At 66.1% G+C, this 14,998-nt stretch carries 9 protein-coding genes; 6 read left to right on the forward strand and 3 right to left on the reverse strand.

Translation table 11 applies throughout. The annotated features are described in order from the left end of the window. Positions 1-124: 124 nt before the first annotated feature. Positions 125-877, reverse strand: coding sequence for a Nif3-like dinuclear metal center hexameric protein (locus AADX97_RS20570; RefSeq protein WP_374233714.1), 753 nt, complete (start codon positions 875-877; stop codon positions 125-127). An 82-nt stretch (positions 878-959) separates the two neighbouring features. Here AADX97_RS20570 and AADX97_RS20575 point away from each other — a divergent pair, with 82 nt between their 5' ends. Beyond that, a complete protein-coding gene (locus AADX97_RS20575; RefSeq protein ID WP_374233713.1) occupies positions 960-2,117 on the forward strand; it encodes a S1C family serine protease in 1,158 nt (385 codons plus the stop codon). Between the two features lie 61 nt (positions 2,118-2,178). On the opposite strand, the gene AADX97_RS20580 is transcribed toward AADX97_RS20575, so the two are convergent. After that, positions 2,179-3,174 carry an aminoglycoside phosphotransferase family protein gene (locus AADX97_RS20580; RefSeq protein ID WP_374233712.1) on the reverse strand — a complete coding sequence of 332 codons (996 nt, stop codon included), beginning with the start codon at positions 3,172-3,174 and terminating at the stop codon, positions 2,179-2,181. Positions 3,175-3,365: 191 nt separating this feature from the next. Between AADX97_RS20580 and lptD the strand changes: the two genes are divergently transcribed. From lptD to pdxA, 3 genes are read left to right on the forward strand one after another with little or no spacing between them, the layout of a single operon-like run. After that, positions 3,366-5,939, forward strand: a complete 2,574-nt coding sequence (lptD, locus tag AADX97_RS20585) for an LPS assembly protein LptD (protein ID WP_374238744.1) — start codon at positions 3,366-3,368, stop codon at positions 5,937-5,939. Further along, a complete protein-coding gene (locus AADX97_RS20590; protein ID WP_374233710.1) occupies positions 5,920-7,269 on the forward strand; it encodes a peptidylprolyl isomerase in 1,350 nt (449 codons plus the stop codon). The genes lptD and AADX97_RS20590 overlap by 20 nt, the downstream gene beginning before the upstream one ends. A gap of 2 nt (positions 7,270-7,271) precedes the next feature. Next, complete coding sequence (gene pdxA / locus AADX97_RS20595) at positions 7,272-8,243, forward strand: 4-hydroxythreonine-4-phosphate dehydrogenase PdxA (protein ID WP_374233709.1); 972 nt, start codon at positions 7,272-7,274, stop codon at positions 8,241-8,243. A 92-nt stretch (positions 8,244-8,335) separates the two neighbouring features. Here the strand turns inward: pdxA and AADX97_RS20600 are convergent, their stop codons facing one another. Beyond that, positions 8,336-9,076, reverse strand: a complete 741-nt coding sequence (locus tag AADX97_RS20600) for a Crp/Fnr family transcriptional regulator (protein ID WP_374233708.1) — start codon at positions 9,074-9,076, stop codon at positions 8,336-8,338. 164 nt (positions 9,077-9,240) lie between these two features. Here AADX97_RS20600 and AADX97_RS20605 point away from each other — a divergent pair, with 164 nt between their 5' ends. Both AADX97_RS20605 and AADX97_RS20610 read left to right on the forward strand, forming a co-directional pair. Next, positions 9,241-12,303 (forward strand): chemotaxis protein CheB, encoded by a 3,063-nt coding sequence (locus tag AADX97_RS20605; protein ID WP_374233707.1) that lies wholly within the window; start codon positions 9,241-9,243, stop codon positions 12,301-12,303. Further along, positions 12,300-14,666, forward strand: coding sequence for a putative bifunctional diguanylate cyclase/phosphodiesterase (locus AADX97_RS20610; protein ID WP_374233706.1), 2,367 nt, complete (start codon positions 12,300-12,302; stop codon positions 14,664-14,666). The genes AADX97_RS20605 and AADX97_RS20610 overlap by 4 nt, the downstream gene beginning before the upstream one ends. Positions 14,667-14,998: the final 332 nt, after the last annotated feature.

A 14,998-nucleotide genomic window follows, 5' to 3' on the forward strand; every position in this document is an offset into this window, starting at 1 on the left:
TCACGCATGGTCATGATAAGGAAGATCAGAATATGCCGATTCTCTACATAATCGACCGGGCATTGTCTTGTATTCCGGTCGGATCGGTCAAGGTAAAGCAGCCGAACCCCGAGCGAATCTCGGCCTAGGCCGGGTTGTCGATCTCGATGAACCGATGCTCCAGCCCGAACCGTTCGGCCAGGTGCTCGCCTAAAGCCTGAACCCCGTAGCGCTCGGTCGCGTGATGACCGGCCGCGATGAAGGCGATCCCGAGCTCACGGGCCGCGTGGGTCGTCTGCTCCGAGATCTCTCCGCTCACGTAGGCATCGACGCCCAGTGTGGCGGCCTGCTCGATGTATCCCTGTCCGCCGCCGGTACACCAGGCGATCCGCTCGATCCGCTCGCGCCCTGCGGCGATCAAGGTCGCGGGGCGTACCAGGCGTTCCGAGACCTGAGCAGCGAGGGCCTCGGGCGAGCATCCGATGGCTAAACGCCCGGACCACAAGACGCCATGACGATCCGCGACAGGCGCGGCATCGACCCATCCGAGGTACGCAGCCAAGGTTGCGTTGTTGCCCACCAGCGGATGCGCGTCGAGCGGAAGATGATACGCGATCAGGCTGGCCCCGGCCTTGAATAATCGCCTTGCCCGCCGTCCTCTTATCCCGGTCAGACAGGGTGCCTCGTTCTTCCAGAACCATCCGTGGTGGACCAGAATCGCATCCGCACCCCATCCGCTCGCAGCCTCGATCAAGGCAGCGCTCGCCGTCACCCCGCTGACCAGACGCCTGATCGAACGTTCGCCTTCAACCTGCAAGCCGTTCGGGGAATAATCGTCGAAATCGGCGGCGGCAAGAAAATGATCGCAGTAGGCGACCAATGCATAAGGGTCGACCATAGTTTAGAATCGCGCTCGGTCAAACAGATGATTCTCTAGTTCCATCAGTTCCATCGCCGGCTACCCCGCTTAGCTTAATCGGATGATCAAGACAGGTCCAACCGCCATTCTGATTGCAGCCGTCATCGGCGGGGCCTCCGGTTCCCTGCTGACGCTGTCGCTGGCCCCGCCCGCACCGGACGTGTCGCCGCCACCAGAGACCGGAACCGCGGTACCGGCTCGGCGTGACGACCTGCCGACCTTCGCAACGGCGGTTTCACGGGTCGCTCCCGCCGTCGTGACCATCTTCGCGACTCAGACCGAGCCCGACACCACGCGACCGGTCCTGCCGCCTTATCAGGGACACCTCGATGGGCTGCCTGGGCATGGGCTGCCTGGGCATGGACCACCGGGGGCAGCCGCCTCCCGCACCGGGCTGGGCTCGGGTGTCATCCTCTCGTCCGACGGTTTCATCCTGACCAATCGCCATGTCGTGCATGGCGCCGATCGCATCCGCGCCGTGCTTGCCGACGGGCGCTCGCTTGCGCTCACGCCCGTCGGGGTCGATGCGGATACCGATCTCGCCGTGCTCAAGGCCGATGCGCAAGGGCTGCCCACGGCACCGATCGGAAGCGCGCAGGCCCTGCGTGTCGGCGATCTGGCGCTGGCGATCGGCAATCCTTTCGGCGTCGGTCAAACCGTCACCATGGGAATCGTCGGCGCGACCGGGCGCGGCGAGCTGGGCATTACCGGCATCGAGCGCTTCATCCAGACCGACGCCGCCATCAACCCCGGCAATTCGGGCGGTGCATTGATCAACGCGCAAGGCGAGCTCGTCGGCATCAACACCGCGATCTTCACCGAAACCGGCACCGCCCAAGGCATCGGCTTCGCCATCCCGACCGAGATCGCGATCGACGTGGCGCGCGCCCTCGCCACGCAGGGTCAGGTCACGCGCGGATGGATCGGCCTGAGCGGGCGCAGCGTGACCCCGGAGCTGGCCGAGTCGTTCGGGTTGCGCTCGCCGCGCGGGGTACTGGTCGCCTCGACCCTGCGCGACAGCCCGGCAGCGCAAGCCGGTCTCCGGCCGGGCGACGTGGTGACCCGGATCGACGACCGAGACGTCGCCACCGTGCAGGATCTGCTCGACGCGATCGCCGGCGCCGGCCCTCACGCCGCCTTGGATCTGGAGGTCTGGCGCGGGAGTGAGCGCATCCTCACGCGAGCGACCACCGAAAGCCGTCCGACCCGCGAGGAGTAATGAGCCCGGAGCAACGGCCGCCGAAGCAACGGCCAACGGGGCGCGGGCGAACGAGCGAGCGTCAGACCCCGGCCGGCGCAGCCGCGGCCACCACGGCGTCCAACAACGGCAGCACGCGCGTGTCGAGCAGGCGCGCCAGGGCGCCGAGCTCGGGATAACGGCTCGACACCTCGCGGACGTAGCCGAGGGTGCGCGGGATGTCGGCGAGATAGTGCGATTTCCCGTCACGACGATTCAGCCGCGCGAAGATCCCGCAGACCTTGAGGTGACGCTGAACCCCCATGAGGTCGAGCCAGCGCAGAAAGCGGGGGAGATCGTCCTCGCGGAGCACGCCGCGCTGACGCGCGAGATGGAAATAGCCCGAGGCCCAGTCGGTGACCTGCTCGTCCGGCCAGGCGATGTAGCAGTCGCGCAGGAGCGAGACCAGATCGTAGGTGACGGGCCCCACCACCGCGTCCTGAAAATCGAGGATGCCGGGGTTGCCGGCTTCGGTCAGCATCAGATTGCGCGAGTGATAGTCGCGATGAACGCAGACCCGCGGCTGCTCCAGGGCGCTCGCCACGAGCCGATCCTCCACGAGCGCGAGCGCGGCGGATTCTTCCGGCGAGAGCGCGAGACCCGGCAGCGATGTCAGAAACCACTCGCGAAACAGACCCAGCTCCCGGCGCAAGAAGGCATCGTCGTAGCTCGGCAGACCATCCGTCGGGCCGCTCGCCTGGATGATCGCCAAGGCGCCCAGCGCGTCGCCGTAGAGGCGGTCGGCCGTCTCCTCGGTGAGCTCGCCGAGATACACCCGATCGCCGAAATCGGTGAGCATGAGAAAACCGGCGGCGCGATCCTCCGCGTGGATCTCCGGCGTGTTCAGCCCCACTGCGCGAAACCGTCGCGACAGATCCGCGAAGCGGCCACAGTCCTCGAGATCGGGTGGCGCGTCCATCAGCACCCACGTGATGCCGCCATGAAAGAGCCGCCAATAGCGCCGAAAACTCGCGTCCGACGAGGCGGGCGCGAGCCCGAAGTCCTCCGACCCCAAGATCCCCGCCGCCCAGCGGCGCATAGACTCATATCGATCAGACAAGGACACCCCGATCAGTCGCGTCGGCGCCGCGGACCGACCGGTCCCGCGACAGGTTCAAGATTGCTGAGATTCTACAGATGTGCCATGGTTACAGGTTAATGCGAACCCGTCCACCGATCCGAGACCCCGACCTTGGACCGCCGCCGGCTTGAGTGGAACTGACATCCAACGTGCGCATCGTTTCACTGGCCATTATCCTCTGTGCCGTCGCCGCGACCGCGGGCGCCGAAGACCGCCCGGCGGGCGAGACGACCGCTGGACCGGAGGTCGCCGCGAGCCCGCAGCCGGCCCCGGATCCGACGGGCCAGTCCGATGGCGACATCGGTGATCCGAACGCGCCGACCTCGAGCGGTGCAACCGTCGCCGTTCCCGTGACCCTGCCGCCGCTGCAGCCTCTGATACCGGATGCGCCGGGCGGCGTGCTGCAGGACCTCGACCGCCGGGATCCGCAGGGCAGCTCCGATAACGTCCTGCCGCTGCTCGTGTCCCCCGATGATCCGGCGGCCGAGGCAGCGGCCGTCGAATTCGCACCGCGCGCACTCGAGCTCCCGGATGCCTGGGACCCGCGACTGCACGCCGATCTCCCCTGGGAGTTCTGTGGACCACGCTCCGGCGCGGCCGGGTTCACCGGCCCCGCAGCCCCGACGGGCAGTGCAGGCATCCCGGTCCAGATCGTCGCCGATCGCGTCGACTATGATCGCAACACCGAGGTCATCCAGTTGCGCGGCGGGGTCGACGTCGTGCAGACCGAGCAACGGCTGCGGGCCGATCGATCGACCTACGACCGTCGCAGCGGTCGGCTCGATGCCAGCGGAGATGTCTTCCTGGAGACCCGTGGACTGCGCATCCAAGGCGATCGAGCCGATTACAACGTCCTGACCCGACAGGGCACGATCGACGCCGCACGCTATCGTCTCTCGGGCAGTGCAAATCTGCTCGGCACCGCCGAGGAGGCCGAGATCCTCTCCGAGCAGCAGAGCCGCTATCGCAACATCACCTACACAACCTGCCCGCCCGGCAACGCGGACTGGTCGATCAAGGCACGCGATCTCAAGCTCGATCAGGAAAGCGGCATGGGCTACGCCCATCACGCCCGGATCCGCATCGGCCAAGTTCCGGTGATCTACACGCCTTACATCTTTTTCCCGATCGACGATCGACGCCGCAGCGGATTTTTGATCCCGAGTTTCGGCTCGTCCGATACGACCGGCACCGACATCAGTATCCCTTACTACTGGAACATCGCCCCGAACATCGACGCGACCATCACGCCGCGCATCATGAGCACCCGCGGGCTGATGATGGGCACCCAGCTGCGCTATCTCGATCGCTTTCAGCAGGTGGAGATCAACGCCGAGGTCCTCCCCGAGGACCGCCGGGCCACCGAGCTCGGCACGCGCGGTGCGGTGCGCATCGAGCAAAAGGGGCGGCTCGGCCCGCGCTGGTCGAGCGCGATCGATTTCGCATCGGTCTCGGATGATGAGTATCTGCGGGATTTCGGCAATCGCCTCGATGCCACAAGCCTGCGCAACCTGGTGCAGCGCGGCGACGTCTCCTACGCCGGCAAGGGCTGGCGCGCACTCGCCCGCGTACAGCAGTTCCAAACCATCGACGCCGCAATCGCGCCGGCCAACCGCCCTTACGGACAGTTGCCCCACGTCGAGCTGGACCTTCGTCCCCGACGCTGGAACGACCTGATCGAGTACGACCTCAAGGGTCAGTACGACTTCTTCGACAATTCGGCGCGCGTCCACGGCAATCGACTGGTCGCGGTTCCGACCCTGCGCATGCCGCTACGTCGCAGCTTCGGACACATCATCCCGAGGGCACGTCTCTACTACACCGGCTACGATTTGCTCGAGCAGGCCGAGGGCCTGCCATCGCGCCAATCCTACGCGATCCCGAGCTTCGACCTGGACGGCACCCTGGTCTTCGAGCGCGACACCGCCTGGTTCGGCACGCAGACACTCCAGACCCTGGAGCCGCGGGTCTACTATGTGCTGACCTCGTTTGAAGATCAGTCCAACGCACCCTTGTTCGACACCACCCCGCTGGACTTCACCTTCGCCAGCCTGTTTCGTCCGAACCGTTTCACCGGGTACGACCGGATCGGCGACGAGAACCGGCTGACCTTCGGCCTGACCTCTCGCACCATCGCCAATCAGACCGGGCAGGAGCTCTTTCGAGCCAGCCTCGGTCAGATCTATTACTTCGAGGATCGTCGTGTTCAGTTGACCGGCGACTCGGTGGAAGAGGATGTCCGATCCTCCGTCGCGGGCGAGCTCGCGGCCCGGATCAGCGAGGATTGGAGCGCGCGGGCGAGCCTGCAGTGGAACCCCAACGACACCGAAGCACCCTGGGAAAAACGGGTCCTGCAACTGAGATACGCGCCGACCGAAGGCAGCCGGTTGAACCTCGCCTACCGGTTCAATTACGGCGACCAGCCGGACCTGCGCTACGAGGACACCGACCTCTCACTGCAGGTGCCGATCGGCTCACAGGTGAAGCTGGTCGGGCGCTGGCTTTACTCGATGCTCAACGAGGAGACCGTCGAGGCCTTCGCCGGCATCGAATTCGGCCGCTGCTGCTGGCGTTTGCGGGTACTCGGCCAACATCTGCAAACCGGCAACGACAGCGGCAATACCAGCCTGATGCTGCAGATCGAGCTTGCCGGACTCGGCTCATTCGGAAACCAGATCGACACACTCCTGGAACGAGGCATCTATGGTTATCACTCGAACTAGACGCGGGCACCATCGAGCAAGCGCCTGGCGCCGCCGCATCACCGTCGTCTCACTCCTCGCCTGCCTGCTGATCGGGGCCGCGCCGGCGTCGAGCCAGGCACCCATTCAAGAGCTGGACGCCATCATCGCCGTAGTGAACGACGATGTCGTCGTGCGCAGCGAGCTCGACACCGAGATCGACCTGGTCCTCCCGCAGATGCAGAAGGCCGGCACCGCCCCGCCGCCGCGTCCTCAGCTCGAAAAACAGGTGCTCGACCGGCTCATCCTCAAACGCCTGCAAGCACAGCGCGCGCGCGAGCTCGGGATCCAGATCGAGGAGTCGACGCTCAACGAGGCACTGACCAACATCGCCCAGCGCAACGGGCTGAGTCTCGAAGAGCTGCAGACCACACTCGAGGCCGGGGGGATTCGCTTCGCCGATTTCCGCGAAGATACCCGCTCCCAGATCGTCACCAGCCGTCTCCAGAACCAGGAGGTGGTCAACAAGATCCAGATCACCGACCAGGAGATCGACCGTTTTCTCGAACGCGAATCGAGCCGTCTCATCGAGCGCGAGCAGGTCAGACTGCAACACATTCTGATCGCCTTGCCCGAGAATGCCACCTCGGCGCAGGTCCAGGCCGCCGAGGCCAAGGCCACCCGTTTGGTCGCGCGGCTGCGCGGCGGCGAGGATTTCGCCAAGGTCGCCGCCGCCGAGTCCGACGGACGCAACGCCCTGCAAGGCGGCGATCTGGGCTGGTTCGAGATGGGCGCGGTGCCGAGCCTGGTCAGCGAGCTCGCCTTCACCATGGCCGAGGGCGAGATCAGCGATCCACTGAGCAGCCCCAGCGGCTATCACATCATCAAGCTCACCGAGATCAAGGCCGCCACTCCGGACGATGTCGTCCAGACCAATGCCCGCCACATCCTGGTCCGGACCAACGAGCTGGTCTCCGACGACGACGCGAAACGACGTTTGGAGCAACTGCGCATGCGCATCGTCGGCGGCGAAGACTTCGCGACCCTCGCCCGTTCCAATTCGGACGACACCGGCTCCGCCCTGAAGGGCGGCGACCTCGGCTGGGTCAATCCGGGCGACACCGTCCCGGACTTCGAGGAGGCCATGAACGCGCTGCCTCCGAACGGCGTGAGCGAGCCGTTCCAGAGCCCCTTCGGCTGGCACATCGTCCAGGTGATCGAGCGACGCAACCAGGACAAGGAGGGCGAGTTCATGCGGCTCAAGGCCCGCGAGGCGCTGCAGCGGCGCAAGGCCGAGGAGGCGACCGAGGAGTGGCTGCGTCAGCTTCGCGACGAGGCCTATGTGGAGATCCGACTCGACGAGGACGCATAGCTGTGATCGCGATCACGCCCGGCGAGCCCGCCGGGATCGGACCGGATCTGGTCGTGCGTCTCGCGCAGGAGCCGTCGGACACCCCGATGGTCGCCATCGCAGACCCGGATCTCCTGGCCGAACGTGCGCAGCGGCTCGGGCTTCCGCTGCACATCGAGCGCTACGAGGACGGTGATGCGTTCCCTCCGGCACAGCCCGGATATCTCGCCGTCCTCCCGGTCGCCTTGCGGCACGCAGTCTCCCCGGGCCGCCTGAACCCCGCCAATGCGCCTTACGTGCTCGACACGCTGCGCATCGCCTGCGACGCCTGCCTGGAGGGAACCTTCAAGGCCTTGGTGACAGGCCCGGTGCACAAGGGCGTCATCAACGACGCCGGGCTGCCCTTCACCGGTCATACCGAGTTTCTCGCCGAGCGCTGCGGCGCCGAGCCGGTCATGATGCTTGTCACGCCCGGTCTGCGCGTCGCCCTGGTCACGACACACCTGCCGCTGCGCGAGGTGAGCGCCGCCATCACCCGCGAGCATCTGACCCGGGTCATCCGGATCCTGCACCGGGACCTGTCGAGCCGATTCGGGATCCCCGAGCCGCGTATCCTGGTCTGCGGGCTGAACCCGCATGCGGGCGAAGGCGGTCATCTGGGACGCGAGGAGATCGAGGTGATCGAGCCCGTTTTGAACACGCTACACGGACTGGGGTGGCATCTGATCGGGCCCTTGCCGGCAGACACCGCCTTCGTCCCCGACAAGCTCGCCCACGCCGACGCGGTCTTGGCGATGTACCACGATCAGGGGTTGCCGGTGCTCAAGCACCTGGGCTTCGGTCAGGCGGTGAACATCACGCTCGGCCTGCCGATCATCCGCACCTCGGTGGATCACGGCACCGCGCTGGATCTGGCCGGAACGGATCGGGCGGATCTCGGGAGCTTGAGGGCTGCTGTCGGCATGGCCCGATTTTTGGTTAGGGCCTCATTGTAAGGCGAATTCCGAAACCGCTCTGCCGAGCGCGAAGGTTGTGCCGAGCCGTGCGAGGCACAACCAACCGTCGGCGGTGCGACCCCGCGACGCACTTAGGGTGGAGGAATCACATCGGGAAGCAGGCGCTGAAATTCTTTCCTGACCACCTCGTAGCACTCGCACACCCGCGCTTCCAGGCCCGGTCGATCCAGGACGGTGATCCGCCCCCGGCTGTACTCGATCAACCCGGCACGCTGCAGGCTTCCGGCCGCCTCGGTCACGCCCTCGCGCCGCACACCCAGCATGTTGGCGATCAACTCCTGGGTCATGTGAAGCTCGTTTGAGGGCAGACGGTCGAGACTGAGCAGCAGCCATCGACACAGCTGCTGGTCCACCGTGTGATGACGATTGCAGACGGCGGTCTGCGCCATCTGGGTCAGCAGAGCCAGGGTGTAACGCAGCAACAGCGGCGCCAAGACCCCTGCGCGGCGTCCCCCGGTACGCGTGAATGCCTGCTTGAGCAGAGGGCCGCCAAGCCGATAGGCCTCCCCGGCGCTCTGCACCACGGCACGATTCGGCATGGTTCCCCCGCCCATGAAGAGGGCGATGCCGACGATGCCGTCATTGCCGACCACGGCGATCTCCGCGGATGCGCCATCCTCCATGACATACAGGAGGGACACGATGGCGGTGGTCGGGAAATAGACGTGATTCAACTTCCCCCCGGACTCGTGGAGCGTCTGCCCCAGATCCAGCTGAACCATCTCCAAGTGCGGCAACAGCTTGCGAAATTCGGGCCCTGGCAGAGCGGCCAGCAGATGGTTTTGGCGCGGGCTCGGAGTGGCGATGGGCATGAGAGCTCTCCGGCGACTTCACTCTGGATCATGGGAAAAGATAGCACAGCATACTTGGCATCGCCGCCCTATGTACGACAGCGTACAGAGTGCTTACGGTGTATCCGCTACTCTGCTTGACAAGAAGATCGAGAGCAGAGAATCAGATCCGGCGGAGACAAGCCATGACCAAGACGAGGACCCCGGGCAACCGTACACACACTGCCATGTCTCCCGTCGCGCAGCCGGAGATCACGGAGCCGTCGCCGGCAACGCTCGATGCGACGGAGCCCGCGGAGCCGTCGTCCGCCACCGCACCGCCGATCTCGACCGACACGACCGAGAATCCGAATGCCATGGGGCCGCCGCCCGAACGGAGCGCCGCGCCGCCCTTCCCGGTCGTCGGCATCGGTGCCTCCGCCGGCGGCTTGGCCGCGTTCGAGGCCTTCTTTTCGGCCATTCCGCGCGATATCCAGACCGGCATGGCCTTCGTGCTGGTGCAGCATCTCGCGCCGGATCACAAGAGCATCCTGACCGAGCTGGTCAAGCGCTACACCCGCATGCAGGTCCAGGAGGTCGCGGACGGCATGCGGGTCGAGCCGGACTGCGCCTACATTATCCCGCCCAGCCACGACATGGCGCTGTTCAACGGCACGCTGCGCCTGCTCGAGCCCACGGCGCCGCGGGGGTTGCGCCTGCCGATCGACTTCTTCTTCCGGTCCCTGGCCCAAGACCAACACGAGCGTGCCATCTGTGTCGTGCTCTCGGGTACCGGCAGCGACGGCACCCTGGGCGCGTGGGCGATCAAGGGCGAAGGCGGCCTGGTCATTGCCCAGGCGCCTAAGACGGCGGCCTACGACGGCATGCCGCGCAGCCTCATCGCCAGCGGTCATGCCGATGACGTCCTGCCCCCGGCGGAGATGCCGGCGCACCTCATCGCCTATGCCGCACAGGCCTTCGGCCAAGCCACCCGACCGGTCGCCCCGTCGGCGTCGTCCGAGGATACCCTGACCAAGATCTGCATCCTGCTGCGTGACCAGACCCGCCATGATTTCTCCCAGTACAAGGAGACCACCCTGCGACGTCGGATCGAGCGACGCATGGCACTGCATCGGATCGATTGCCAAGGCGACTACGTCGGCTACCTGCGGCAGGACCCGGCGGAGATCGAGGCCCTGTTCAGCGACCTGCTGATCGGCGTCACCAACTTCTTCCGCGATCCCGATGCCTTCGCCGCCCTGGAGGAGGAGGTCATTCCGCGTCTGTTCTTCGGCAAGCCGGCGGGCGCGACCGTAAGGGTCTGGGTTTGCGGTTGCTCGACCGGGGAGGAGGCCTACTCCATCGCCATCCTGCTGCGCGAGCATCTGGAAACCCTCAAGCAGGTGTTCAAGGTGCAGGTCTTCGCGACCGACATCGATCCACGCGCCATCGCGCAGGCCCGCACCGGACTCTATCCGAGCAGCATCTCCGCCGACGTCTCGGCGGAACGGCTGGCCCGCTTCTTCTCGGAGGATCCGCAGGGGGGCTACCGCGTTCAAAAGGTGGTGCGCGATCTCCTGATCTTCTCCGAGCAGGACCTGGTGCAGGACCCGCCCTTCTCCAGGATGGACCTCATCAGTTGTCGCAACCTATTGATCTATCTCAACGGCGATCTGCAAGCGCGCCTGATCGCGCTCTTTCACTATGCCCTGAATCCGAACGGCGTGCTCTTTCTGGGCACCTCCGAGACCGTCGGCGAGGTCCCTGCCCTGTTCGCACCGCTCGACCGCAAAAGGAAGCTCTACAACCGTCTGGAGCAACCGCGCGGCGCCTTCGCGCTGACCGAGCAAGCCCTGCTGCGTCACTGTGCTCCGGCGGGCATCCTCGTCAACGGCCGCGGCGAGATCCTCCACATCTACGGTCGCACCGGGCAGTACCTGGAGCCCGCCCCCGGCGATGCCGCCATGAACATCTTCGCGATGGCGCGCGATGGCTTGCGACGCGATCTGACGATCGCGCTGCACCACGCCGTGACGCACCGCGAGCCGGTGCGTCGCAGCGGGCTCCGGGTGAAGACCAACGGCGACTTCAGCCGCGTCGATCTGACGGTACGCCCGGAGCAGACGCTTCTGGACGGGATCCTGCTGACGGACTTCTACCTGATTGTCCTGGAGACGGCCTCACCGCAGCCGGCCGCGCCGGGTACGACTGCGCCGGACACCGCCGATGCCAACCCGGAGCCTAACGCACGCATCGCCGAGCTGGAACTCGAGCTGCGTGCGAAGGATGACTATCTGCAATCCACACGCGAAGAGATGGAGACCTCCAACGAGGAGCTGAAATCGACCAACGAGGAGATGCAGTCGGTCAACGAGGAGATCCAATCCACCAACGAGGAGCTGGAGACCTCCAAAGAGGAGCTGCAATCGGTCAACGAGGAACTGGCCACCGTCAACGCCGAGCTCCAGACCAAGGTCGCCGATCTCTCGCGCGCCAACAACGACATGAACAACCTGCTCGCCGGCACGGGCGTGGCCACCCTGTTCGTCGACCACCAACTGCGGATCACCCGCTTCACGCCGACGGCGACCCGGCTGATCAAGCTGATCCAGAGCGACGTCGGTCGACCGGTCAGCGACATCGTCTCCAACCTGGCGAACTACACCGATCTCACCGAAGACGTGCAGGCCGTTCTGAGCGATCTGATCCCTCGCGAGCACGAGGTGCAGAGCCGGCAGGGCGCCTGGTACCTGATGCGCATCGGACCCTATCGCACCCTGGAGAACGTCATCGAGGGCGCCGTCATCACCTTCGTCGACATCTCCGAGCGCAAGCGCAACGAGGACGCGATGCGTGCTGCCCGAGCCTTCGCCGAGGCGATCGTGGATGCGGTACGCGAGCCCCTGGTCGTTCTGGATTCGGACCTACGGGTGGTCTCGGCCAACCGCGCCTTCTACCGCCACTTCCGACTGAACGAGGCGGACACCCGCGACCGGCTGCTGTTCACGCTGAGCCATCACCGTTGGGACATCCCGGCACTGCGCGATCGCCTGCAGGGGATCCAAGCCCAAGGCGGCAGCTTCGAGGACTTTGCGGTGGAGCAGGAATTTGCGGACATCGGAGCCCGCTCGCTGCGGCTCAACGCCCGGCGCATCGACCCCGGCGAGGGTCAGCCCGGCATGATCCTGCTGGCACTCGAGGACGTCACCTCCCCCCCCCCCGGAGCACCTGAACCAACCGATGCCCCGATGACCGAGGACCGGTCATGACCGCCCCGCATGATCTCGAAGCAAACCAAGATCCGGGCGAGCGGGGCGTCGCAGGCATCCCGCCGCGCGCGCCCTCCCGCGAGGAGACCTCGGCACGGCTGCGTCGAGAGGCCGAAGCGCGCCTGTCGACACCCGACGAGCCGGCACCCCCGGCACTCGCACCCGAGGAGGCCGAACGCCTGATCCACGAGCTGCAAGTGCATCAGATCGAGCTCGAGCTGCAGAACGACGAGCTGCTGCGCACCCAAGAGGCGCTGGAAACCGCCCGGTCACGGTACTTCGATCTTTACGATCTGGCGCCGATCGGCTACGTGACCCTGACCGACGAGGGCTTGATCCGGGAGGCCAACCTTGCCGCCGCCACCCTGCTTGAAACCCTACGTGTCGGCCTGGTCGGCCGTCCACTGACCCGGTTCATCCTTCCGGAAGACCAGGACATCCTCTATGGCTGCCTGCATCGGCTACGCAACACGCGCGAGCCCCAGACCTGCGAGCTGCGGCTGCGCAAGACGCAGGGCGTCGCGCGCTGGGTCCGTGTCGACAGCGCTCTCGAGCCGTCTCGGATGGGCAGTCAAGGCCACTGGCGGGCCACCCTGACCGACATCACGGCGAGCAAAGAAGGCGAGCAGCGACTGCTCGACGCCCAAGTGCGGTTGAAACGGGTGGCGAGGATCGCCGATGTCGGCTATCTGGAGTGGGATCCGCGCACCGGCGCCATCGCCCTGCCACCCGCCGCGCACTCGCCGACGAGCAATGCGCAGAACGCCGCGGCGCCGCAAACCCTGGACGCTTGGCTGGCCCGGCTGCACCCGGAGGATCGCGAGCCGGTCCGCGCCGCCTTCGCCCGCTTCGCCACCGACTGCGATGCGCCCCCCGAGATCCACTATCGCCAACACAGCAAGAACGGGGACTTCCTCTGGTTCGCGGCCTATCTGGAGCCGATCATGGATGATCGGGGCCGGCTCGATCGGGTCCTGATCGTTCACCAGGATGTGACCCGACGCAAGGAATCCGAGGAGCGTGCACTGCACTTGGCGCAGCACGACCCCTTGACCGGGTTGCCGGGCCGCGGCCTGCTCGCGCCGATAGCCGCGCAGATGCTTGCCGGCGCCGGGCGCGCGGGTAAACTCCTGGCGGTCTTGTTCGTCGACCTGGACCGGTTCAAGACCATCAACGACAACTTCGGAAACGCGGTCGGCGACGAGGTGCTGCGGCAGACCGCGCAACGCCTGCGCGCGTCGTTCCGCGCCGACGACCTGGTGGCCCGACTCGGCGGAGACGAGTTCGTGATCGTCCTGGCCAACATCCGGGACGAAGACGACGCCGCGACCGCCGCCGGTACCGCCATCGCCGCGCTCTCGCGCCCTTACCCGGTCGCCGAGCAGGCATTGACCTGTGTGCCCAGCATCGGGATCAGCCTCTATCCGGACGACGCCGCGACGTTCGACGCCCTGATCAAGTGCGCTGATCTGGCCATGTACCATGCCAAACAGTTCAGTCCGGGGCAGTTTCAGTTCGCCACGGCCGCGCTCGAGCGGCAGTCGAGCGCCGTCGCGGCGCTGAAGGACGGGCTGCGCGAGGCGATGTCGCACAACGGGTTTCGCCTCCTCTACCAACCGGTGCTCGATCTGCGCAGCGGCGCCGTCATCGGGGTCGAAGCACTGCTGCGCTGGCCGCAAGCCGACGGCAGCGAGATCGCACCCTTGGTATTCTTGCCGATCGCCGAATCGATCGGCCTCATCCACGACCTCGGTGCCTGGGTGCTCCGGGAGGTCTTGCGGCAGCATCGCGCTTGGTTGGCCGAGGGATTGCCGCCGATCGCCGTCACGGTGAACGTCTCGGCGCGTCAGTTCCGTCATCAGTCGTTTCTGCGGCACATCACGGACGCGCTTCGGACCGGCGGGGTCGACCCGGCCCTGGTGTCGCTGGCCCTGGGCGAGGCCACGCTGCTGCAGGACACCTCCGCATCGCGCCGCCTCCTGGATAATCTGCATGCGCTGGGAGTGCGGGTTGCGCTGGACGACTTCGGCCTCGGACCCTCCTGCCTCGGCGAGATCGAAGACCTGCCCTTGGACGCTCTGGAGATCAACCGGACCCTGGTCCAGGGTTTGGACGGCGGGGTGCGCGCGCCGGCCATCGTCGAGACCATCGTGCGTCTCGGCCATGCACTGCAGATCAAGGTCACCGCGATCGGCGTCGAGACCGAGGGCCAGCTCGGTGCGGTGCGCGACCTGGGCTGCGACCGGGCCCAGGGTTTCTATCTGGGCGAACCCATGACCGGTGGCGAGCTCGCCGACTGGTATCGCCGCCGCACGCCCGCCACCGGAAGCGACCCGTCCCCTCCGATCGGATCACCGCCATGAGAAAGGTTTCGTCGTGATCACCTTGAGGCTCATGGCGAAATTCTGAGAGGACCTGACCCAAGGGCATCGCGACCGGCTCCAGGCGTGGCAGCTAACGCTGCCGTTCTGCCTCCGGCAACCCCGAGAGTTGGATGGTTTCCCTTGGGATCGATGTCGATGGCCATCAGTCAGCTCCGCGACAAAGGGGCAATCCGGGTGAATCCGGCGGAAAGCTCGCCTGATGTCGTCCGCGGTGTACGACAGCGGGGTCGCCCGTTTTGTCCGGTCAGGTGTACAGATGCGTGAACGGCATCGGACGTCGGTTGTGCAAAACGCAGCGTCCCCGACAGCTC

Origin of the sequence: Thiocapsa sp. C2-2m, assembly GCF_041903745.1 — a bacterium.
Taxonomy (GTDB): Bacteria; Pseudomonadota; Gammaproteobacteria; order Chromatiales; family Chromatiaceae; genus Thiocapsa; species Thiocapsa roseilacustris.